General features: G+C 32.4%; 28 protein-coding genes and 1 pseudogene. 14 read left to right on the forward strand and 15 right to left on the reverse strand.

The features are described from left to right. Window positions 1-8: 8 nt before the first annotated feature. Together F1Z66_RS07000 and F1Z66_RS07005 are read left to right on the forward strand one after the other, a co-directional pair. Window positions 9-848: a DDE-type integrase/transposase/recombinase gene (locus tag F1Z66_RS07000; RefSeq protein WP_149862887.1), complete on the forward strand. Its 840-nt coding sequence runs from the start codon at window positions 9-11 to the stop codon at window positions 846-848. 10 nt (window positions 849-858) lie between these two features. Continuing rightward, window positions 859-1,077: a hypothetical protein gene (locus F1Z66_RS07005; protein ID WP_149862888.1), complete on the forward strand. Its 219-nt coding sequence runs from the start codon at window positions 859-861 to the stop codon at window positions 1,075-1,077. On the opposite strand, the gene F1Z66_RS07010 is transcribed toward F1Z66_RS07005, so the two are convergent. From F1Z66_RS07010 to F1Z66_RS15360, 3 genes are all read right to left on the reverse strand, one after another. After that, the gene (locus tag F1Z66_RS07010) at window positions 1,074-1,592 is read right to left on the reverse strand and encodes a hypothetical protein (RefSeq protein WP_149862889.1); all 519 of its coding nucleotides are present in this window, start codon (window positions 1,590-1,592) and stop codon (window positions 1,074-1,076) included. The two genes, F1Z66_RS07005 and F1Z66_RS07010, sit on opposite strands and share 4 nt — an antisense overlap. A gap of 1,085 nt (window positions 1,593-2,677) precedes the next feature. Next, window positions 2,678-2,929 carry a hypothetical protein gene (locus tag F1Z66_RS07015; RefSeq protein WP_149862890.1) on the reverse strand — a complete coding sequence of 84 codons (252 nt, stop codon included), beginning with the start codon at window positions 2,927-2,929 and terminating at the stop codon, window positions 2,678-2,680. Window positions 2,930-3,051: 122 nt separating this feature from the next. After that, the gene (locus F1Z66_RS15360; protein WP_154670505.1) at window positions 3,052-3,201 is read right to left on the reverse strand and encodes a hypothetical protein; all 150 of its coding nucleotides are present in this window, start codon (window positions 3,199-3,201) and stop codon (window positions 3,052-3,054) included. 356 nt (window positions 3,202-3,557) lie between these two features. On the opposite strand from F1Z66_RS15360, the gene F1Z66_RS07020 reads away from it, so the two are divergent. From F1Z66_RS07020 to F1Z66_RS07055, 9 genes are all read left to right on the forward strand, one after another. Continuing rightward, window positions 3,558-3,761 carry a hypothetical protein gene (locus F1Z66_RS07020; RefSeq protein WP_149862891.1) on the forward strand — a complete coding sequence of 68 codons (204 nt, stop codon included), beginning with the start codon at window positions 3,558-3,560 and terminating at the stop codon, window positions 3,759-3,761. 3 nt (window positions 3,762-3,764) lie between these two features. Continuing rightward, complete coding sequence (locus F1Z66_RS07025) at window positions 3,765-4,016, forward strand: hypothetical protein (protein ID WP_149862892.1); 252 nt, start codon at window positions 3,765-3,767, stop codon at window positions 4,014-4,016. Window positions 4,017-4,018: 2 nt separating this feature from the next. Next, a complete protein-coding gene (locus F1Z66_RS07030) occupies window positions 4,019-4,513 on the forward strand; it encodes a hypothetical protein (RefSeq protein ID WP_149862893.1) in 495 nt (164 codons plus the stop codon). A gap of 81 nt (window positions 4,514-4,594) precedes the next feature. Further along, a complete protein-coding gene (locus tag F1Z66_RS07035) occupies window positions 4,595-4,852 on the forward strand; it encodes a hypothetical protein (RefSeq protein ID WP_149862894.1) in 258 nt (85 codons plus the stop codon). A 1-nt stretch (window position 4,853) separates the two neighbouring features. Then, window positions 4,854-5,876, forward strand: a complete 1,023-nt coding sequence (locus F1Z66_RS07040; protein WP_149862895.1) for a hypothetical protein — start codon at window positions 4,854-4,856, stop codon at window positions 5,874-5,876. A gap of 259 nt (window positions 5,877-6,135) precedes the next feature. Continuing rightward, entirely contained in the window at window positions 6,136-6,567 is a 432-nt protein-coding gene (locus F1Z66_RS07045; protein WP_149862896.1) for a hypothetical protein, read from the forward strand. Continuing rightward, complete coding sequence (locus F1Z66_RS15365; RefSeq protein ID WP_154670506.1) at window positions 6,542-6,712, forward strand: hypothetical protein; 171 nt, start codon at window positions 6,542-6,544, stop codon at window positions 6,710-6,712. Before F1Z66_RS07045 ends, F1Z66_RS15365 begins: the two co-directional genes overlap by 26 nt. A gap of 374 nt (window positions 6,713-7,086) precedes the next feature. Further along, window positions 7,087-7,398, forward strand: a complete 312-nt coding sequence (locus tag F1Z66_RS07050; RefSeq protein ID WP_149862897.1) for a hypothetical protein — start codon at window positions 7,087-7,089, stop codon at window positions 7,396-7,398. Further along, complete coding sequence (locus tag F1Z66_RS07055; protein WP_149862898.1) at window positions 7,392-7,592, forward strand: hypothetical protein; 201 nt, start codon at window positions 7,392-7,394, stop codon at window positions 7,590-7,592. Before F1Z66_RS07050 ends, F1Z66_RS07055 begins: the two co-directional genes overlap by 7 nt. Before the next feature lie 15 nt (window positions 7,593-7,607). Here the strand turns inward: F1Z66_RS07055 and F1Z66_RS07060 are convergent, their stop codons facing one another. From F1Z66_RS07060 to F1Z66_RS07075, 4 genes are all read right to left on the reverse strand, one after another. Then, a complete protein-coding gene (locus F1Z66_RS07060; protein WP_149862899.1) occupies window positions 7,608-8,189 on the reverse strand; it encodes a response regulator in 582 nt (193 codons plus the stop codon). A gap of 432 nt (window positions 8,190-8,621) precedes the next feature. After that, a complete protein-coding gene (locus F1Z66_RS07065; protein WP_159357316.1) occupies window positions 8,622-8,828 on the reverse strand; it encodes a sporulation protein Cse60 in 207 nt (68 codons plus the stop codon). A 570-nt stretch (window positions 8,829-9,398) separates the two neighbouring features. Next, window positions 9,399-10,583: a sensor histidine kinase gene (locus tag F1Z66_RS07070; RefSeq protein WP_149862901.1), complete on the reverse strand. Its 1,185-nt coding sequence runs from the start codon at window positions 10,581-10,583 to the stop codon at window positions 9,399-9,401. A gap of 212 nt (window positions 10,584-10,795) precedes the next feature. Next, window positions 10,796-11,200, reverse strand: a complete 405-nt coding sequence (locus F1Z66_RS07075; protein WP_149862902.1) for a response regulator — start codon at window positions 11,198-11,200, stop codon at window positions 10,796-10,798. 1,104 nt (window positions 11,201-12,304) lie between these two features. Between F1Z66_RS07075 and F1Z66_RS07085 the strand changes: the two genes are divergently transcribed. Then, complete coding sequence (locus tag F1Z66_RS07085; protein WP_149862904.1) at window positions 12,305-12,631, forward strand: hypothetical protein; 327 nt, start codon at window positions 12,305-12,307, stop codon at window positions 12,629-12,631. 701 nt (window positions 12,632-13,332) lie between these two features. Here the strand turns inward: F1Z66_RS07085 and F1Z66_RS07090 are convergent. The 8 genes and pseudogenes from F1Z66_RS07090 to F1Z66_RS07130 all read right to left on the reverse strand — a co-directional run bounded on the left by F1Z66_RS07090 (window position 13,333) and on the right by F1Z66_RS07130 (window position 19,987). Beyond that, window positions 13,333-13,971 carry an L-threonylcarbamoyladenylate synthase gene (locus tag F1Z66_RS07090; protein ID WP_159357315.1) on the reverse strand — a complete coding sequence of 213 codons (639 nt, stop codon included), beginning with the start codon at window positions 13,969-13,971 and terminating at the stop codon, window positions 13,333-13,335. Between the two features lie 478 nt (window positions 13,972-14,449). Then, window positions 14,450-15,352 (reverse strand): annotated as a pseudogene (locus tag F1Z66_RS07095) (IS5 family transposase). Window positions 15,353-16,597: 1,245 nt separating this feature from the next. Further along, complete coding sequence (locus F1Z66_RS07100; protein WP_149862906.1) at window positions 16,598-16,960, reverse strand: four-helix bundle copper-binding protein; 363 nt, start codon at window positions 16,958-16,960, stop codon at window positions 16,598-16,600. 303 nt (window positions 16,961-17,263) lie between these two features. Then, window positions 17,264-17,539 (reverse strand): hypothetical protein, encoded by a 276-nt coding sequence (locus F1Z66_RS07105; RefSeq protein ID WP_230207481.1) that lies wholly within the window; start codon window positions 17,537-17,539, stop codon window positions 17,264-17,266. Window positions 17,540-17,976: 437 nt separating this feature from the next. Continuing rightward, window positions 17,977-18,156, reverse strand: coding sequence for a hypothetical protein (locus F1Z66_RS07115; protein ID WP_149862908.1), 180 nt, complete (start codon window positions 18,154-18,156; stop codon window positions 17,977-17,979). Window positions 18,157-18,909: 753 nt separating this feature from the next. Further along, the gene (locus F1Z66_RS07120; RefSeq protein WP_149862909.1) at window positions 18,910-19,410 is read right to left on the reverse strand and encodes a DDE-type integrase/transposase/recombinase; all 501 of its coding nucleotides are present in this window, start codon (window positions 19,408-19,410) and stop codon (window positions 18,910-18,912) included. A 140-nt stretch (window positions 19,411-19,550) separates the two neighbouring features. Further along, on the reverse strand, window positions 19,551-19,778 hold the full coding sequence (locus tag F1Z66_RS16420; RefSeq protein WP_438502939.1) for a transposase family protein: 228 nt from the start codon (window positions 19,776-19,778) through the stop codon (window positions 19,551-19,553). After that, a complete protein-coding gene (locus F1Z66_RS07130; RefSeq protein ID WP_149862910.1) occupies window positions 19,748-19,987 on the reverse strand; it encodes a hypothetical protein in 240 nt (79 codons plus the stop codon). The genes F1Z66_RS16420 and F1Z66_RS07130 overlap by 31 nt, the downstream gene beginning before the upstream one ends. Before the next feature lie 116 nt (window positions 19,988-20,103). On the opposite strand from F1Z66_RS07130, the gene F1Z66_RS07135 reads away from it, so the two are divergent. Together F1Z66_RS07135 and F1Z66_RS07140 are read left to right on the forward strand one after the other, a co-directional pair. After that, window positions 20,104-20,487, forward strand: coding sequence for a hypothetical protein (locus F1Z66_RS07135; RefSeq protein ID WP_149862911.1), 384 nt, complete (start codon window positions 20,104-20,106; stop codon window positions 20,485-20,487). 163 nt (window positions 20,488-20,650) lie between these two features. Continuing rightward, window positions 20,651-20,848, forward strand: a complete 198-nt coding sequence (locus F1Z66_RS07140) for a hypothetical protein (protein ID WP_149862912.1) — start codon at window positions 20,651-20,653, stop codon at window positions 20,846-20,848. Window positions 20,849-21,357: the final 509 nt, after the last annotated feature.

Genomic DNA, 21,357 nt, shown 5'->3' on the forward strand with positions numbered 1-21,357 from the left:
GTAAATTTTTGCAAAACAATGTAAAAAGAATTGATGAAATTAACTATGAAATTAAATCCTCAAATGGTAAAGACGTTTACTCTATACTTTCTACCGAATTGGGTTGGATTTGCTCATGTCCTGACCACATGTTCAGAGGGGTTAAATGCAAGCACGTTTATGCTGTCGAGTTTAGCCTTGAAATTCGCAAATCAGTAGTAATTGAAATTCAGAAAATTGAACCCATCAATATAAGTGGTTGTAAATACTGCAAGTCCAATTCAGTAGTTAAATGCGGTTTGAGAAAGAACAAGCATGGACAGTTACAAAAGTTTCAATGTAAGGATTGTAACAAATGTTTTACCATAAACTTAGGTTTTGAAAGAATGAAACATAATCCACAGGGAATTACCACAGCAATACAACTTTACTTTTCAGGAGAATCTTTGAGGAATACCTCACGTTCTCTTGAACTGTTGGGAGTAGAAGTAAGCCATCAGACAATTTACAACTGGATTGACAAATATACTTCCTTAATGGAGAAATATCTTGAAAAGATTACTCCGAAGGTATCAACTGCATGGAGAACCGATGAGCTGTATTTCAAGGTAAAAGGAAACAAGAAATACCTTTATGCTCTCATGGACGATGAGACAAGATTCTGGATAGCCCAACAGGTAGCCGAGACAAAGTATGATGCTGACATAAGACCACTATTTCATAAAGGAAAAGAAATTGCAGATAAAAAACCAAATACCCTAATTAGTGACGGAGCACCAAACTTTCATATCGCATATAATAAGGAGTTTTATACTGCGAGAAAACCAAGGACTAGACACATTAGACATATCTTTTTACAGAGATCATAACAATAACAAAATGGAGAGATTAAACGGTGAAATCCGAGACAGAGAGAAGACTATGAGGGGATTAAAGAAGATGGATACACCTATCTTGAAGGGTTATCAGATTTATCATAACTTCATAAGAGAACATGAAGCCTTGAAAGGACAGACACCCGCTGAGAGATGCGGGATTATAGTAGAAGGCAAGAACAAGTGGAAAACGTTGATTGAAAATGCAAGTAAAGAAAATTAAAAGAAAATAAATTTTTTAGGACAACATTTTACCTTAGTTTTGTATTTATGTCTATAGATATCATCCATAATATTATTTAATTTATCTTCAATGCCTTTAGATTTGTTTTCTATTTGTATATAACTTTTATAAATATCTGAAAACATTGAAAAAAAGTCATTTGAATAAGGAATTTCCTTCACCACTCTTACTATTTTATTTTTCAATGATTCATCACCTTTACCTATCAAAAAATTGCCTATTAGGATATTGCCATATTTATTAATCGTAATTGCAGGTCTAAAACTATCTTTCAATGGACCGATATCTCTGTTATTATATAAACAATCTCCTATGCCGTTTAATTGTATATCTAATAACATTCTATAATCATCGTTAAAATAAAATCCTAAATTAGGTTTTGTTGCTATTGGTATATTTTCTTTGCTAAATTCCTTTTCAACAAATAACTTAATTTGATTTCTGAAATTTTGTATTTTATCATAATGTGTACCAATGTCATAGTTCGAAGTCAATTTTTCTGACCGAGAATAAGGTTCTCCATGCATATTATTTTAGATATTTCTATCGCAATTATAATTGATTGCCAAAGTAATAGTATTGTTAGGTGTTTGGTTCGACTCCACCTGATGTGGTATGATGAATCAAAACTTGAAATATGTTGTCTTTCATTTTATGATTCATCCCGCATTTTTCTCTACTTTTAAAATAAGAAATGAAAATCTAGATCAACGATAAATAATATTTTTACTATATTATGATTTACCATAAACTCCAGGGTATCCATCAAAGTCTTAAGCAGCTTGAAACGCAAATAGAAAAGTAGAACAAAAGTAAAGGCTACATTCATATGATAAGTATCGTTACAAAAAGTGATCCACTCCTGTAATATCAGTCATTCAGACGATCGCTTGTTCATCTAATATACTACTACCTCATTTGAAAGCACGGTGATGACGGTTGCACAAAGGTAAGGAAAAAATTAGAAGGAATTCATATCCACACATGTCCATCTATTCATTCGCTCATACCTTCATTTGATCCTACCATTACCAAATGAGAAATGTCCTTGCGTTGAGAAGCGCAATAAGAATACAAAAGCATGAGAAAGTTCCCCGTGTGAACTTCTAATTGATGCCTTTACAATTCTCCTTCCCTCTCTGATCTACTTATTACTTTAAGGATTCTAAAAATCCTTTTTTTTAATTATCATCACAACTTTTCTGTTTTCCAGATTTCTAGATTTTGAACAAAAAACTTTAATAGTTCATAACGTAGCTTACCCTGCAACTTTTAAAAAAAGAAGGGAAGTTGCCAGTGTCATAAAATGTCCAATGTTGTGGGATGGACCTAAAAACCTTCATCCTTTACCGTAGGCTCATATACAATAGGTTCATCCCACATATTTACTATAATATATGATCTGATAATTGGGAAAAAACTTTAATTGATGATATTCATTATTTATCCTCTGAATATTCAACCATTCGGTTTCTACGGACACAGGATAGATTATACCAATACCTTCATGTGGTGGTGGATCCATCAGTATAATCTATCCTGTGTATATGTATAATACATACATAAGCACATCTCAAAATTACCTCAACTTCCCCGCTCTCTTTAATTTCTCTACTTCATCTAATGAATGAACAAATTCTATGTGTTTACATCCAAAACCCATGACCTCATCATGGTCGCAGTGAAGTGATCCACCTTTGACAAATATCTCGATATCTTTTTTCAAAAGATTATCCCTTATCAATAAAACATTATCATAGTGATCTTTGAGGTAGTAGTCTGCATCTTTTTTGCTATTGTCAACGGATTTTACGGATTTTGATTTACTCATTTAGTTCTATCTTTCTCAATCCCCTCCAATTTTAACTTGGCTAGTCTGGACTACCTGCCATCTCTGTATAGTAAATTTTTTTCTTCCAGCCTTTGTTTTGACCTTTTTAGATCAAGTTTTATTTATTCGGGTAATGCCGCTGTAAATTTTACTTGCAGACATTCTATTGGCCCAGCCTGTTCGCAAAATATCTCAATCCCTTCATCATATCTAAAACCTTGATAATTTCTTGTTTCATTGTGATTGTTTTGTTTTGTTTTGTTTTTAATCAAGCAAAAATAACGTGTTGTTAGCTACTATTCTAAGGAAAGATAAAAGGCAGAAACTCAAAAATCCATCTTGCTTGCATTCGCTAAAAGCGAATAATATAATCCTACATCAACTTTCCCTTTTCTTTTGTATTATTTTACTTTATAATGAATCGATTATATCTATGATTCCGCAATCCTTTCTATCAAATTATCATAATACCAACTATAGATGCATTTAGAAACTATTTAACACTTTGGAGTGTGAAAAAATTATGTGGAAATTATGTGAGAATTATGCAGAAAATATGTAGAAATTATGTAATATATTGAACCTTTCAATAATAAAAATATAAATATTTGATAATTAGATAAATTGTATGTTGAAATTAGACCAACATGCCAAAAAAAACATAACACTATCGCCAGACAAGCGTGCGAGTGTAATGATAACTCATAAAGTCAACACGAAACTGAAAACTTTAGCAGATTATTATGAATTGCCAAAGAAATATGTCATAAAGATGCTAATAGAAGAGAAAATAGCCGCATTACATCAATGTAATAAGGAGGTTGCAAACTAGAAAATGAGTTATTCTACGCCTACCTATCAAGTAACAAAGAATAACCTGTCCAATGCTAACGAGTATGCAACCTCCCCAGATGCTAATACTTACACCAAAATACTTAGGACTTTCGTTTATGAAGAAATAATCAAGACCGCCAAGAAAAGAAGTAAAAATGATGTTCCCCAGTTTGACATAGATTCTAAGGATCTTTTAAAAACTGCAATCAGTCTTGCAGATGCAGAATTTACCAAAAAGAGGTGTTTAATCTAAAAATGTCTGCTTATTTGACCAAAATTGCTCCATGGGGAGAAGAAATTCGGGTAAGAGAATGCAAAAACGAAGGATGTAATACAGTAGCGTACTTCGATAATATCGCAAACAGATTCAAAGAATTGAACACAGGACAGGTTCACAGTTGTAAGTTCTACAACAAACGTCCTGGTTCACCACAACAACAAGGAAACAATAATCAATCACAATATAATAACTCTTACTCGCCACAATCGAGTAACAGCAGTAACGGAGCGGTTCATCAAGGACAAACAGCAACAACAGCAATAGAAGTATTACTTAAAGGACAATTAGAGAAGCTAAGAAGAACAGTAGATCACCTCTCAAGAATAGCCATGTTTGCTGAAAATCTTGATTTTCGTGTCAAAAAAATTGAGGAACGTATAACCTGTTCTAAAGTCCCCGAACGTCCTATTCTGTCAGAATCAACAGAATCTGACGAGGAAATAATTGGAGGTGTCCAAGAAGTACAATGAATTTTGAGGAAGAAATAGAATTCCCCAGGCTCAAAAGATTGTCAATAGAATATTCCAATATAGGAGGTGTTAGAGACTAGAATGTCAGTTTCCAAATATACAAACATTCAAAAAGAAATGGAAGAATGTAAACAAAACCTCCAAAAAATTCGAATCGAAATTCAAGATAAAGACGAACAAATGTCGAGGTTACTGATAGATTGTATCCGAATTCAAAGAAAAATGGGATCTTCTAAATCCGAAATATATTCTTGGATGAAACGTGTTCTCAGGGGTAAATCTGTCTATAATGCTGATGAATTTATCATACCATTGTTTGAAATGGAGGAATTGATCTAACATGTCCGAAACTTCAGACAGAGTTAGTAATGAGAACAGTAAGAAAATACAGGAAAATACAAAGAAACACTCTGACAAATTTGAGCTCAATAATGAATACGCTGAAATTATTGATAACATAGGTAAGAGTCATGAAACTTTCTCAGATAGTCATAAAGACGAAATCTTGAGAATGGCCCAGATATTGGATCAGGTAGGTGATACAAAGAAAGAAAAGATATGTGCCAAGGTTTGTAAGGATTTAGAGCCTCATGGCATCAAAGAACGATATGTGAGAAAGATACTTCCTGATGAATACAAGAGAGAATACAATTTACAAAACGGCCCTAGGGCCGAATTAGAAAAGAGAGAACAAAAAGCTTCCCCTATACCTATGACAACTGACGGACAGATAGTTCATGATGATAATCCATTGGATGATATCCATGAAGGCAAAACATTCGAACAGATGAAACGTGAAAACGAGATAACCGCAGCCGCAACAACAAGACAGAGAGCAAAAGAGGAATTACAAGAGGATAAAGAAGATACTTTAGAAAATCCTCAAAATCTGATACCTGATAACCTCCCTATTTCTTCCTCACAACCAATACTCCTTCTCTCCGACCAATCTCCAGAAGTCAGAGACATGAAAGCAAGATTAGATGAAGCAAATAAAATCATAGAGGAGCAGAACAAAAGAATAACAAAAAAAGACCAAGACTTTTTCAACCTGAAGAGATCCTACATACAATCCAGAGGAGAAGCAAAGGATCAGGAAATAACTCAGCTAAAAAATAAAGTAACTACCCTTGAGACTCAGCTTTTACAGATAGACAGAGAAAGTATAGCAAAGGAAGGTTACAAAGAAGTAGAAGTCTTCAAACTACAACAAGGCACAATCAGAATGTTGCAGGAAGTATCAGGCAAATCAGAAAGAACGTTCTTTTTGTTGGTCCATCCTAAAACAATGCAAATTAGAGCAGCAAAAACGGATAAAGAAATGCATCAGATTCAGGCCAAAAGAGCAGCAGGGGTTTTATAGGTAAACTAAAATGTACTAATGATTTAGCTGTAGTCCAGGCTAGATTAGATTACAAGGACATATTCGCTCTATTTTCTTTAAATATGAGTAGCTTCCAATCCTGCAAGAGATGTTAGGGATAGAAAAAAACAGGCATTGATGACTTTATACAATTAATAGATTTAAATAATGATAAACAACAATTCAATAAACCAGAACTAGAATTAGGAACATTCATGGAATTATAAAGATCAAAAGAAGGAGATGAATAATAATTAAAATGAGCGAGTTTTATGATGCTAATTCACCTCTAGGCAGCACAACTAGAGAGGATAAGTCTGGATATGACCCTGAAACAGAAGTAGCATTCTACGATAATTGTGAGAACATAATACTACAAGAGATAAAGAATGGAAACAAACTACAATGTCCTAAATGTGGAAATATATGCAATCCCCACTATGAATTAATCCAGGTCCAAGACCGTGAAACAACAATAGATGAATTATCTAGCGAAGCGGTCCTAAGCACAAAATCAGATGAGGTAAAAATCCGAACCACATTAAACAGAGAAAAGGGAAACAAACATGAGAATCTAAAGTATGTAAAGAAAGAATTTGAAAGATATAAAGAGATAGAGATAATAGATAAGGATACGATTTCAACAAAGACAAGGAGGTCAAAGATTGCCCAGAAAATATTTTATTGGTGAAACTGAACAGGATGTAAAAAGTCAAATAAATGAATTTCTATTTGCATTTAATGTGAATTTGATAAGTACGACCATTAAGGAGTTAGCTCATAGTTGGGAGGGTTGTATAGATTATGAAGATCCTTATGGAGAATTTACAAATTAAATCTCAAACTTGTCTACTTATTTACCAACATGCAGATTATATAGACTCTTTTTGTATAAACGTATGTCATAAATACATAGGGCTTATGCAAGAGATAATGTTAAATTCCTTAATGAAGTAAAATACTATGTTAAGGAGAATTTGAAATGAGTATAGATTTCGAGAATGCCTATTTTCTTAAAAATACTACAGAAAGTAGACCGATTTGGCTTGTTAAGCAAATTTATAATTTGATAATAAATGGAGTTTGGGAGAAGAGATTGTTTAGATTCCAAATTAGTATTCTTAAAAAAGTAGAGAATTTGAAATAATATAAAGAGATAGAGATAATAGACAATACAAATAAGAATCTTAAAAGTGATAGGGATAATAGTATGGATAATCTTGTCTATTACGATGATGATAATGAAGAAAAAGTAATTTACAAGGTCTATTCTAGCGGTGTTAATTATAATAGAAAATCCATAACTATTACTAGATACAAGATTGAACAATTACGCTGGCTTAAAACTTATACAAATTATACTCATATACCAAAAGATCAACCAATATTAACCAGAGATTTAATTGACCTGTATCTTAAAGACTATCTTCATGAATATAGAAGTACGGTGAATCATGATAGAAAGACAATAAGGATATTTGGATTGAAACAATATGGTTTTGGTAGTGTGTCAATATGGTAAACCTTGATGATTTTATAACTAGAGATGAACTCATACCACCTAACACTCACAAGTTTAAACATAAAATTCTAATAGGTCCAGATCCTAAAGATACAAAAAAAGTATTAACTGGAATTCCATTAATCCAAAATGTAACTAATCAGTTAGTAGCCTGGGTAGAAATAAGAAAAGAGAAAGACAAATACTTGCCATAGGAATTAGTAGATAACCTATGTTACCAATTCATTTACTTTCTCTTTCAAAAATGACATTCTTATAGGTTTTTGGATTATGAGATTGATTCTTGCGACTTCAAATTCTGGTTGTAACTTAATTACCGATATATCGTAAGCAGTAATCATAATGATTTTAACCATATTATTTATTTGTCTAATAGTAGTATCTAAAATAAGACCGTTCATTGACGGCATCCTCCAATCTAATATGACGAGAGAATAAGCATTTGGAGAAACTGATCTAAAAAATTCAATTGCTCGTAGAGGATCTTCAAAGGCAATACATTCAAATCCCATCTTTTTACTCAAGAAATTTTTCAAAAGTATTATAAAATCAATGTTATCGTCAACTGTGTATTCTGAAATCCTTTTTCTTTTTGAGAATACCTTTCTTGGATGGTATTTCTGAATCCACTTCCATACTGCAACATGACTTCTCTTTACCTTGCGTAGACAAAATATTGCTTTAGAAACACTTCTGGTTGATAAACCAAGAAAGTACAAATACAAAGCATGCTCAATGTCTAACGAAGATGTTCTTTGTTTCTTTTGATAACGATAATCGAGATAGAACATCTTCAAGCTATAACATTTTCTTAAGTTAACAGAGCCTAACCAAGAATAAAATTTTATTAAATAATTTTATTATCTGTTTCAGGGATAAAATTCAAAGCGGGATCTAAGAAAAATAGATGAAAAAAGAAAATAAAAGATTGTGAGTTTCAATAATCATTAGTATTGAATTACAAAGTATGTCCAAGTATTGAGAAATTTATTTGGAATCAATATGCCTGAAATTGTAAAAATACTAAGTCTATTTTACATCTCATTTTATAAATATCGTGAAAATAAAAAAACAGGAATATTTATATCAGACTGAGGAATGAGCGATTACTTGTAATTGGACCAAATCTTTGTAGCCACAGATAAGCGATTTCATAAATTGATAAAAATGCGATTAAAGATCTAAACTAACAGAAATTAAATAACTGAAATTCTACTATTATTCTATTCATACATTTGGGGATCTTCCTTTCCTATATTCAGGTCTTCTTGATAGATAATCAGTGTACTGAATTTGTCCACGCCATCCCTACTAAATGCAGTATACTTGATATCAATTAACTGTTTTACTTCTTTCTTTTTTAGAAAATCGTTTATATTGTTTTCCAGTTCGGAGAGTTGTTGATTATCGTAGATTTTTACTTTTGTCATAATTAGTTTAGTCTCCCTGTTCATATATCCTTTTTTAATCCGAATATTAGTCATAAGACGTTGAAGAATTGTCTTACCTAATCCAATTCCACCTAACCTATTTCATATACTACCTGATAGTTCTGTAATTTTGTATTGGATCAGATTAAATATGAAAAATAATTGGACGGCAAGCTGGGATTATTATCTTGATCACTTACATAATTATGCTATTCATTTAACTTTCACGTCTGTTTTACGGATTTGTTATATTCGAGGAATTTCTGAAAATGAATGATAAGTTATTATACACTAATAATTTGAGATTGTAGTTATCCTAAAAAGCCCTACTAACACAAATAAAGCAACCCTGATTACAGAATCAAATTTGGAAGCCTGTCCTAGTTTACTATCTCAGTTGATCCATCATAATCAATTTTTTGACCTGCTGATCTCAGCTATTCTGTTGTTTCAAAACTATCCGATTATGATTCACTCTATATTGTCTTCATGTTGTAAACAAGAGATTCATCCTTAATCACAAAATATTGTATATAATCAAAGATAAATTCAATGAGGTGGACTCTATTATCAGTTACTAATTAGAGGTAGCGTAATGGAGAATGTCGCCCCTCCAACCCCGTGTTCATCGTTATAGTTGTTTTCTGCAGATATTTTGCCACCATGTGCTTCTATAATATTTTTGGAAATGTACAATCCTAATCCCGTTCCACTAGAATTTGATGCAGAAACAAATTTTGAAAATATATGAGGAAGAACTTCGGAGTCTATTCCCTTGCCCGAATTTATAACTTTGATTAAAAGCTCACTCTCAACCTGGCTTTTGTCTTTGTTCAGTGATTGAGAATTCTTATTTAAAATGTTCTTTTCTAAAGTGATAGTAATTTTTCCCCTGTTATTTGTATGCATAATAGCATTTTGAAGTAAATTAGTAATTACTTGTATTATTCTACTTCTATCGGCATAGATCACTTGTGATTCCTTTTTTTTATTTCTGTTTGAGTATTGGGCCTCGTATTTAATTCTCTCTTTGTGCTCGTAAATATGGTTTTCAAAAAAGATTGGAATTTTCTTTTCATTGTTAATACGGCTACGGGAAAAATCCTCTACAATTTGCTCTAGTAGTTTAACTATGTCAAAATTTTCCTTTTTTAGGATTAGCGTCTTATTGTCTATCCTAGAAGTGTCAAGTATATTAGAAACTAAAACATTTAATATTTCCGCATTCCTTATGATTAGATTTTGATATCTTTTGCTGTTCTCCGATCCTAAATTAAGAAGCTCCACATATCCTGTAATAGCTTGAGTTGGAGTTCGAATCTCATGTGCTGCTATATTTATGAATTCATTCTGCAATTCGTATTTCTCTTTCAGACTTTTTAGGGATTCAATTAGCTCATCATTAATGCGTTGAAGTTCCTTGATTGATTCTAAAAGTGCAGGATTTAATTCGACTTTATTTGAGTAGTCGTTACCTTTTGCATTGTCAACATCATCATATTCTTTTACGTTGTTCTTTAAGTTAGCCATTTCAACATCTGTTTTACTCTTAATTTTATCATTTGAATCTAGCGTGGTTTGATTTTCTTTTTTTGACGATGATATGAATATACCTGTATTAATTAAGTTATCTATTACAGAATGAACTGTAAGAGATCTTGTTGTTAATAGATCTATTTGTCTTGATAGAGGAGATATATACGTAGTATCATTTGTTTTGACATTATTTTTTTCTTTTTCTACATTATGTCCCACTTTACCAATGTGCCTCCTCTATCCTTGACATTTAATTAACAAACGTTATAAGATACTTCAATGTAGGAGTTGCTCCATATTACCAATAATAATAGTGATAATAATATGAAAGTCAAATTTCAGCTGTAAAAAAACAATAGAAAGATAATTACTAAGTTAAATTCATAAATCCATATTTTAAGTCAATTCCACAATTTTTTTACCTGATTATATTACATGGCTTCTGCGGGTTTTTTCATCAGCAAAGCAGTTGACTTCTCCACCGCGGTGGTGGGACTAATAGGTTTTGTTGCAAATTCATCTGCTCCGTAATCTAAAACTCTAGTCTTGTTATTTTCGTCGTCAGCAATCGCAAATACCTTGATACTTGAATTTAAATTTTTGATATTGACAATCAACATTGCACCCCTGTCGGAAGCAATTTTACCATTCATTAACACTATGTCAATTTTATTATCAAATTCTTTTAATTTGTCCATACAGTCCGTCGCAGATCGGGTTTTAATAACTCTGTATTTAGCTAGAGAAAAGTACCCAGCCAAAAGATTAGATACATCAATGTCGTCTTCGACTAAAAGTATTGAATGGCGGTATTCGCTATCTGATTCACTAGGCATTCTATGTTCTACAAGAACAAATTTATTTGCCTAATTTAAGCATATTTTATCGACATTAACATATTTTATGTAATCAAGTTATAGTCATGAAAGTGGTTTTTGACTTCATTGCCACCTACTAAAAATGAACCTTTTTGACCTATTCTTAACATATTTACAATGATTATACAAACTAATTGTTGGATCTTGCTTCGAATATCTCGAACAACTCCGACGTAATACCTGTACAAGGTATATCTGCGAATGGTAACTTTAGTTGTACTTAGGCGTTGTGACTAAAATGTTGAGTGATAAAAATAAAGCACTAGAGTTATGACTCTTCGTTTAACTCAAATCCCATCGCATCTACTTGCACTTAGAATTTGTTTTCTTTGTATTGTTACGAATTATTTATATATTCTAAAAGGTCAATTTGACTTAATCTATAATAATAAATTCAACCATTTAAGCTGTCATTAAATTTAAATTAGTATTTTATCAATGTTTACAGATTATAATTAGCAGTTAAATATAATGCTCATATTTGGAATTAGATGTTATCTTAAATTACAAAAAATCACGTTGCAAATATTAGCCTCTATTAACTAATGGATAAGTTTCCTCATATATGATTAAATGCAATAGATTTAACGAGTTCAGTGCCCATATAGTTTACAACTTTCTTTTTTGTATGGAAAGTACTTGAAATGATACAGTAATTCTCTTCTGACTGTACTTCTTTCTAGACTTTAAATTGATTGTAATGGCAGGAGTCATTCTCTTAATATTCTAATACCTTATCTCTTGTTCACTTTTTAATCTAGCAATAACAGATCTTTTTGCCCTGGCACTTCGTTTTCTAAGTCTACCGCGGCAGCAGTAGCACCTAAATTCATCAGTATTAAAAGCAATCTCGCAGGAAGTACACTTTGAGTTTAGTCCTAAAATATATGCAGCATTGATATTTTTTTCATTCAAACACAACCCATTACAATAATTCATTGCAGGATAATCGCCCTCTGGTAATTTCAATCGCCAATATATAAAATTAATTTAACTTGTTTGTGATTTTTGATTGTTTAATTACTATTTGAATTTATATATTCCAAGAAGCTGGAAAAACTGATGAGCTCATCATACAAATTATTCGGCATATTTGCAATCCATAGTCCAGAGTCCTGTCCTCTAAATAACACCAAAAGCAAAGAAATCTTTAAGGAGATATACAATAAGCTACAATCACATTCTGATAAATATGGAGTCCAAGAAATTAATGGATTCTACATGTCTGTTTTGGAACATGAATGGATAATTTTGGTAAAAGCAAATAGTGCTCATGACATAGAACAGCTTTGTATCGAATCTGGAATATCTTCATATAATACTGTAAAGATTGTGCCTTTAACAGACTATCAGGATGTATTAAACAGGATCAACAATCAGAACCAGTGATAATAAGATATAACCTTTTTTCTTAGGTTATTATTTCATTAAAGAGGAACACTAAACTATAATGATTTATTATTGTCTTCTGGATTTAGTTTTACACTATGACCACATACTTTGCATTTAGAAATGATATAGCCATTAGGTAGTTCTTTATCCATAAAGAGATTAAGGCCATCTAGACCGCATTTAGTAAATTTGAATTCCATAAAATAAAGGGAGATTGATAATAGAGCAATAGGACTTCTATATCATCTTTTCAATCTATTCAGTATCTTCTAATTTGTTCACTGTTTACTTTGGCAACACTAGATCTATTTGCTCTTGTGTTTCGTTTTCGCAGTCTAGTTCTACAACAATAACATCTATACTCATTTGTGTTTAATGCGATCTCACATGATGTGCACTTAGAATTTAGTTCCAATTTGTAAGCAGCATTGATATTTTTTTCTCTAATACATAATCCCTTACAAGGACTCAAACACGATACCTACCTTTTGAGATTTTTGTTTGCGGATATATAAAATTAAGTTCGTCTTATCGTAGTTTTTGTTTGCTTAATTATGATTCAAGTTTATATATTAACACTATTCAACAACTTGTCAACAATCGCTTAAGTACTGATAAACTTGTTTTTGAACTATTTCATCAAGCCTAGCGAATCTATGAGTAGTTGCAAAAAAATTAAAATCCATAACCTGCACCTACTAATTCAGGTTGAGCACCTTAACAATTTTATCTTTTGATAAAGATCCTAGCCGAATTATTTGAGGATTGGTTTCATTTGATATATCAACTATTGTCGATTCCCCCTTAGATTCCATTAACGTCTCTTTGGTTAAAACTGCATCACATTTTGTAAACAATTTAGGGTCAATTTCTATAAATCGCCTAGACGAAGGGCTATTAGAAAAATTGGCGCTTGTGCCTATTAGTAATTTAGATCTAGTCATTTTTATTAACTCTTGTATACACATATCATCTGGAATTCTTATTGCAACAGAGTTATTTGCCAAATTGAGCGTGTATTTAGATAATCTTGACAATGCTTTAACCTTCAAAACAATCGTTAATTGGCCAGGCCAAAATAATTTGAAAAGCTCTTTAGCTAGGGGAGTGATAATCGCTATTTTATCAACTTCTTCTACCGAGTGTGTCAATATGGGTAGCGATTTATTTAATGGCCTGTTTTTTATTTGGTACAAGCGAATAATGGAGTTTTCATTGGTGGCATCACATCCTATTCCATAGACTGTGTCAGTGGGATAAATGACAACTCCACCATCATCCACTATTTTTGCAAAACTTCTTAGGCTTTCTAAACATTCGCACTGGTAGGAATCCACCACCAGAATTGAAAATATGGTTCCTAATTTAACTTGTACATACTCAATATATAATCAACCTATTTTTTTTTGACACTTATTTATTTAGATCTCAAATGATTAATAGATTTTCCATTGTTGTACTCCTTTCCTTGATGTCAGCGGACATGGTTTTAATGTCTATTGAAGGTTAGCCTACTTGACAGCATGCATGTTACTGATAATCAATCTATATCAAATCTTTTTGTAATAGTACATATTCTAGATAGGTACGGATGCAGTGATTCCTTTGTATCAAGTCTAAAAGATCTATTTATCATCTATTCATATTGTTGTATAGCATAAATTCTTAATTCTTGGGTTGTTATTTTGATTATAAGATTTTTTTTGTTATACAAAACCTAGATATTTGAAATTAATTTTATCATTCTTTGAGAAAAGTTTTTTTGAGCTTTGTTGCATAATTCCTTATTCTGTGGGTATTATCATGTCCATGATATCATATTATTCTAAACAGGTTATACAATGACACTTTAATCATCATCTCCTTTACCATGTTTTGAAATCTACTGGCTGATGTATATTCACCGAACATTCTCTTTATTGTTGAAAAGGCTGTTTCAGCCATCCATCTATGTCCGTAATTTCTTTTCTTCTTCCATTTCAGTCGGTCATCTTCTATTGTTTGCAATCTTACCTCCTTGTTCCTTAACCTGCTATTTCTAATCGAAACAATGGAATTCCTTCTTACCTTTATTACGGGAATGACCTTTTTATCTTCGAGATATTTGAAGTTGGTATTTGAGTCATAGGCCCCATCAGCCAAAACGGATTTTATTTTCTTTTTATCTTGGTTGTCCAAAACATTGTTGACCAGTTTCTTTAACATCTTGCTGTCATGTACTTTCTCGTCTGTTATTTCTAAAGCAAGGACTTCCTTTGTTTTTATATCCACTGCTACGTGGATTTTAAGATAGCCTTTTCTATTTTGTTTATTCCATTTTTCAGACATCCATTGACCTCTATTGGTTACCTTTATTCCTGTACTAACTATTGATATCATTAGGTCATCACCATCACCCGTCCCGTCTCTTTTGATATCGATGCTTAGTTTGTTTATTCTTTTACAGATATGGCCGTAACTGGGTGAATTTGACGGTAACCTTTTCCCAGTGGCTTTGATTATTCCTTCTGTCTGTCTGTAAGGTAGGTGAAATGAATAACGGATGTAACCAATGGCCAGTATGAAAGAATTGGGAAATATAAAGGGTTTACCCTTCTTGCCTTTATTCATCCTCTATCTAGTTCATAACCCCAATTATCAAGGAAATCATGCGAGAAGAGGATATATCTCACCACTTCTAACCAATGAACGATTATAGGAAGGCCAACAGTCAATCACAAATACCTATTATGAACAATTCGAGCTAAATAGTTTGAGTTAGGCGACAAAGCAAAATTCAAGAATAGAATACGAGGAAATTGATCCTATTTTCATTTATGAAACTGAATCATTCTTATTCCAAACTCATAGCGCTTTGGATATAATTGCTCAAATTATTGCGTTATCGATTAAAGAACCTAAATTGGATCAATAGGATGCCAATCTAGAGGAGAAAATAACAAAATCTTTGATACTTTTAGAAAACTTAGGAAGCGATTTAACACAAATTGTAAATAAGAATTTAGTTGGTACTGAATTTAATAGTATTGGTAATTTGATTACACATTGGGGAAATTTGTTGAACTTTAAATCACTTATCTATCATACTAACATGACTCAAAATAAAGCAAGGATAAGTTATCCAAAAATGCCCAATAATATGACTGTCGTGAATTACATGAAGTTTACGTGGAATACACTCAAAACACTCATACATAACATTTATTTGGTGACAATAAGAATCCCAAACAGTCCTTAAACAAGATACAATATGAGCTTTGAATTAATCGACTAGTTGGCTATTATTCAGATTAGAGGCTTCAAGTGTGATGTTTGTGACCATGAATGGGTATCCAGAAAATGGCATTCCTATTCAGTTAACGAATTACCATAGCCTGTGCCAAATGTAAAAGTCCTTACTGGAACAAAAACGCTAGAAAGAAGTCAATAGAAGAAGATGAGAAGAAAAAGCAAAAGTAAAATTCTCTAAATATTTACCGTATAAAAATATGGGATGAATCAAATGAGCCAGATGACCCAAAGGATACTTGCTACAAGATTTTGGTCGTTGATTTGTTCATCCCACATGAAATGAAGACAATCCTTGTTGCATTATTGAATAGTCAACATAATAATTAATTATTTTTGTAATACAGACACCTAAAATATAGGCCAAGAATTATTATGGAAGAATATGAGCAAGAATATTAAAAAACAATGTCCATCCATATTCGCGGCTATCGTTGCATTTTTTACATTCTTTTTTTGGCTTATTCCTTCTATTATCTGGAATACCTAAAGATACTCAAAAAGATTGGTGTGATTGGTATTTTTGTGCAGTTAGCTGATTAGGACTGTTTATCAGCATATCGTCTCTATATCATTTATGCCAAAGTTTTTGATCATCACGATATAATATATTGAGTAAGAATATGATGAATGAATTTTGAAAAGAAAATAGAAAATTTATCTAATTTATCTAATTTATCTACTCATTTTTCTGCATTCTTCAGCACACTGTCTACAAGCTTGAGCACACTGTTGACAATGGTCCATATTAGTATGACTTTCACATTCTTTAGCACAAGCATCACATACTTTTGCACAAGTTTCACAGATTGCTTGAGCATAATGACTATCTTTAGACATGTACTTGGAAGAAATTCTGCACACATCCGCACAGTATTCACAAAGTTCAATACATTTTAGGAGCATTTTCACATCTTCTTCTCGGGAACATAATGTAGCACAATACTCGCATGCATTAGCACAATGATTACATGCTTCAATACATTCTACGTATTTTGGATTATGCAAAGTGGCCGTGGGATTTGATGTTGATGACATATTTTTATCATTATCTAGTAAAGAACATAATATTTAATGAAAGACTATAATCTTTAGACTAATGGAAAGAATACATGCGTGGGTAATGGAGACAGACCCAAACTATGAAAATTATTTAAATAATATCCTATACCATTGATATAGATTAGCAAAAATGGATTTTAGTAATTGGATAAAAAGCATCTGCAACAAATTGAAAAAGGAGAATAAAAATAAAAATAACAACTCAACATCTTCTACAACTACGACAAACTCATACTCAACATCGAAATCTAGTTGAAAATTATCAAATAAACTATATTACTAATATCTTTTAACAGTCAACTCTCTTCTTTCTGTTCTCATTTTCCAACCTCTAAAGGATCTTGTCCTTAGTTTGTAGTTACAGCACGGACAGTACGGATTTTCATCCCATTTGATAAATATCTCACATATACTACAGCGTTTCTGTCCTTCCTTGTACCTGGATGGAATATCGCTGTTTCTCTTAGCTTTGTACCTTACACATATTCCGTTGCAACTCAATTCATAAATCGAAGCAATTACTTTGGATAACGAAATAAATATTTTTGCGGGCATTTTTTAGTTCAAGATTTATTCTAAACTTTTAAACTCCTTACAATCGTACAGTGTTTTTATACTAAAAGTTTTATAGAACATTTACCATAGAAGAATGATCCCTTTGCTTAAACTTTTCTCCCTATCTACAAGTGGTAGATATGTAGCAACTATTACAAAGACATCCAATGAGTCTACTTTAAAACCTCAGGATGATAAGAAAAGTGCAATGGCTCTCGCGCTCCAGTGCACTAATTCCTCATCCTGTAATAATAGAGTTATTTGCAGATGCAGTATCTGTTCGGAATTATTATGTTACGAACATGCAACCCTACATGGACATCAGATGATACATTTTGAAATTCTGAAATAACCCATAAAAAAATGATCAGGGATTAAATATTATATTGCATAATGGTTACCACCTTATTTGGCAGACTAATTGTCAATAATTAGCACTAAACAAGGTGTAATAAGGCTACAGCCATGTCATAAGATACCATCATCTGGTAATCCAGAATGGCTATCATTGAAAATATGATAGTTTGATGGTGAAAATCAAAAACATGGGGGGTCTGAGGCATATGAAATATAGATGCCAAGTCTACTGTTACAAGAAACAAGACCTTTGTTGACACCTTATTACTTTTGAAATAGTTTCAATGTTTCCAATAAATCATAATCTGGAAATCTGATATAAAAAAAACGACATTAAAAGATATAGAGTATTAGTAGTAAAGGAGGAAAGGTCATAATAGGAAGGACAGCACCAAGAACACAACCCTATCTTGCCAAAACTACAACTACCTATTCCTCATTGTTGGTATATGCTCATTTGTAATACCTAAATACAGCATTATTCCGAATTTGTCTGTAGGACAGTATTTTATCCCTGTTTATTTTTTGTGTCATTTTCTGTGTGGAAAGCACAATGAGGAGCAAGTTTCTCCCTTACACTTCACATTGTATTGGAGTTGAAATAACATTGACGAATCTTTCTTAGATCCTAATTGAGATAAATTAATCGGTATTTTTTTCCATGATTATCAATATTGAAAGTTAATAAGTTTGTAATTTCAAAGTGTGTATATCAAATAGAAATTAAATGAGGAGATAATAGAGTAGGCATCAATAGGCGTCTCGTAACCCCTTACGCTTTTGTATAAACACAACTGGATCAGGTACATAATGACTAAGAAGAGTGGTGTTAATGGAGCATTATTAACGCACTTTAATGACCCTAGCAGATGGTAGCGGTCTAGTTGATGAGGATGATGACGATGCTTATGGCATAAGTGTAGCCTACTCCCTCATACTCCATATAGTATATCTCCTCATATTGTAATGATTGCAGCTTGTTGTCGCAGTACTTTCAGTTGGGCTCTGTTAACTTAAGCGTTAATCATCTCTGCGTTATGATGATCCACAAACAGATTCAACCAATTTCTTACATGATTTAGTTTACAATTCTTTTTTCTACAGGGAAAGTAATCATCGAAACTTTCTGTTCTGTCCTTGATGTATTGCATTGTTCTTTCAAAGATACTTTTCTCCAATGAGGAATGGATGTGATGTTTTAGTTTAAGAAATTGACAAGCCATTGGGTACCATGTACCTCCATCCGTAGAAACTGGATGATTTCCATGAGCCTTTATTAGCTCAGCCATAAATTTTTCAGCAACAAGTATGTTTCTTTCTTTAGTTATATTTTGTGCGAGAATCATCCTGTTTTCTGGCTCAATTGCAATCCAAAGCCATATTAATTCTGGACCAACTTTTAGAATAGTCTCGTCTACAATGTATTCTGATATCTTATTTTTCCTTGTTGATAATTTCCCTTCGTGATGACATTTTTGAATCCCTTTCCAGATTGCAACATGGCTTCTCAACATTATTTAAGAATAACAATGCTTTAGAAACACTTCTGGTTGATAAACCAAGAAAGTACAAATACAAAGCATGCTCAATGTCTAACGAAGATGTTCTGTTTCTTTTGATAACCATAATTGAAATAGGGCATCTTCAAGCTATATCATTTTCTTAAGTTAACAGGACCCATAAAACCAGGGAAGTACTTTTCTACCTCCTCTTTTGTCTTTAATCTCTTGGTCACCTTGTACAGTTTTTGAGGGATTGGTAAACAACACCTTATCAACCATTCAATCTTTTGGATGCCTCTACATATGTTACTCTGGTTCAAACCAAAGAGGTATTCCATCAGAGTATAGGTTATGTACAGACGATAGTACACCAATACCACGATGACTCTATCCTTGACAAGGAGCTTAAAGTGCCTGCCAGCTCCAACTGCTCTTTCTCTTTTTCTATCTTTTCTGAAAGACGTTTTATCTCATACTTTGCATACCTTGATTCTATGATTTGAAAAAGGCTGTCAAACTGTTGTACAGAAAGACCTGTGTATGACTTGAAAAGTGATGGTTTTTTGGATAACCTGTCATAGGATAACAAAAGGAAAGGACATGTTTACATGAAACAGGTGGAAATAAAGCTGTTATGGCTAATTATGCAAGAGATCTTATGATTACATGTATTGGGTATGTTCGTTATCTATCAATACTTACAGAATGACACCTAAACATACGGGGATTAACACAAGTCCAAACAAACACAGAAAAGCACAGCTAACAAAACTTATTGAAGAACTACCTCTTAGCAAGAGATCCCTTCACAATATACGACTTAGATTTAGGGTAGAAGGATTATGGGAGCTATTCCACAAATTTGTGGCTGATGGTATCTCTAATACTACACTTCCTGTAGAAACAACCTCACTTAATTCAATGAAAATCCCTACATTTAGGATCAACAAGAAGAGCAAGGACATCACGTTGGCTACAAGCGAGATCAATAATCTGCTAATTGGGGTGACAGTACATAAAACGGATACTATATCTGTAACAGTTGTATGTTCTCAATCTTGTTGTGATGGATACAAAAGGTCTGTTTAATCTTGCATGTGCTCTGACCAGAGTCAAAGAGAGGTTAAGAATCTTGATAAAAGATGCTAGTAAATGTCATCATCATAATCTGCCTAAAATCCAGAGAGAGCAATCCCTTGTTAGACTATCACAGTTCCGTCCTATGAAACACGGATAGTTACAATGTGTTATCTTGGCAGGGATTCTAAGATTGAATATTCTGGAGAGATTTTCCTTCAGCACAATAGATGCTTTGGATGTGTTGGTTAGGGTCTACGCCAAAGAGATGGATGATGGTAGAATCCAGATACGACTTGAAAAACAGGAATACTTGAATAAGACACTCGCAGGGGCCATAAGTGAAAGACTATTAGTAGTAGTAAAAGTATGAAGCGCTTTGATTCTTGTTGGTTAAGTGAATCAAAAACCTACTTTTTTTATATAGTCTTTATATAAATAATTTGATAATCAATAATTTATAATTTATACAAGTTTGATTTCATATTAAGGCTTTATTAAACATACAAGATTGAATTCTCTTTTGTATTATCAACGTGTAGAACAAGGTCATATTCTATATGAGTGCACAAAAGATCAATTGATTTGCTGTTTGAACATTCAATTCCTAGAGCGTTCAATAATAAAATATATGAAAGTGAATCAACATTAATGAAAGCATGTTAATTATATAATATAATATCTAGTGTGACATTCCTTATTAAGTCCTTAGATCAACGTTCAAGTACTAATATTTGACTTGCTCTATTGATCCAATATTGTTTTATCCAGTGTAAAAAGGGGTAAGACTACCTATAATACAAATTAAAGGCGTCAGGGTTATTCTTTGGCCCATTACAATGAATTTTATAAAACCGTATTTTTTATAGATCTACAAAATTC

The organism is Candidatus Nitrosocosmicus agrestis (assembly GCF_008389435.1).
GTDB lineage: Archaea > Thermoproteota > Nitrososphaeria > Nitrososphaerales > Nitrososphaeraceae > Nitrosocosmicus > Nitrosocosmicus agrestis.

Bases quoted from the DNA above. Each gene is read 5' to 3' on its own strand.
- F1Z66_RS07005 (WP_149862888.1), top strand. From the start codon at position 859: ATGGAGAGATTAAACGGTGAAATCCGAGACAGAGAGAAGACTATGAGG.
- F1Z66_RS07015 (WP_149862890.1), bottom strand. From the start codon at position 2,929: ATGAGTAAATCAAAATCCGTAAAATCCGTTGACAATAGCAAAAAAGAT.
- F1Z66_RS07020 (WP_149862891.1), top strand. From the start codon at position 3,558: ATGTTGAAATTAGACCAACATGCCAAAAAAAACATAACACTATCGCCA.
- F1Z66_RS07025 (WP_149862892.1), top strand. From the start codon at position 3,765: ATGAGTTATTCTACGCCTACCTATCAAGTAACAAAGAATAACCTGTCC.
- F1Z66_RS07030 (WP_149862893.1), top strand. From the start codon at position 4,019: ATGTCTGCTTATTTGACCAAAATTGCTCCATGGGGAGAAGAAATTCGG.
- F1Z66_RS07035 (WP_149862894.1), top strand. From the start codon at position 4,595: ATGTCAGTTTCCAAATATACAAACATTCAAAAAGAAATGGAAGAATGT.
- F1Z66_RS07040 (WP_149862895.1), top strand. From the start codon at position 4,854: ATGTCCGAAACTTCAGACAGAGTTAGTAATGAGAACAGTAAGAAAATA.
- F1Z66_RS07045 (WP_149862896.1), top strand. From the start codon at position 6,136: ATGAGCGAGTTTTATGATGCTAATTCACCTCTAGGCAGCACAACTAGA.
- F1Z66_RS07050 (WP_149862897.1), top strand. From the start codon at position 7,087: ATGGATAATCTTGTCTATTACGATGATGATAATGAAGAAAAAGTAATT.
- F1Z66_RS07055 (WP_149862898.1), top strand. From the start codon at position 7,392: ATGGTAAACCTTGATGATTTTATAACTAGAGATGAACTCATACCACCT.
- F1Z66_RS07060 (WP_149862899.1), bottom strand. From the start codon at position 8,189: ATGTTCTATCTCGATTATCGTTATCAAAAGAAACAAAGAACATCTTCG.
- F1Z66_RS07065 (WP_159357316.1), bottom strand. From the start codon at position 8,828: ATGACAAAAGTAAAAATCTACGATAATCAACAACTCTCCGAACTGGAA.
- F1Z66_RS07075 (WP_149862902.1), bottom strand. From the start codon at position 11,200: ATGCCTAGTGAATCAGATAGCGAATACCGCCATTCAATACTTTTAGTC.
- F1Z66_RS07085 (WP_149862904.1), top strand. From the start codon at position 12,305: ATGAGCTCATCATACAAATTATTCGGCATATTTGCAATCCATAGTCCA.
- F1Z66_RS07100 (WP_149862906.1), bottom strand. From the start codon at position 16,960: ATGTCATCAACATCAAATCCCACGGCCACTTTGCATAATCCAAAATAC.
- F1Z66_RS07105 (WP_230207481.1), bottom strand. From the start codon at position 17,539: ATGCCCGCAAAAATATTTATTTCGTTATCCAAAGTAATTGCTTCGATT.
- F1Z66_RS07120 (WP_149862909.1), bottom strand. From the start codon at position 19,410: ATGTTGAGAAGCCATGTTGCAATCTGGAAAGGGATTCAAAAATGTCAT.
- F1Z66_RS07135 (WP_149862911.1), top strand. From the start codon at position 20,104: ATGACACCTAAACATACGGGGATTAACACAAGTCCAAACAAACACAGA.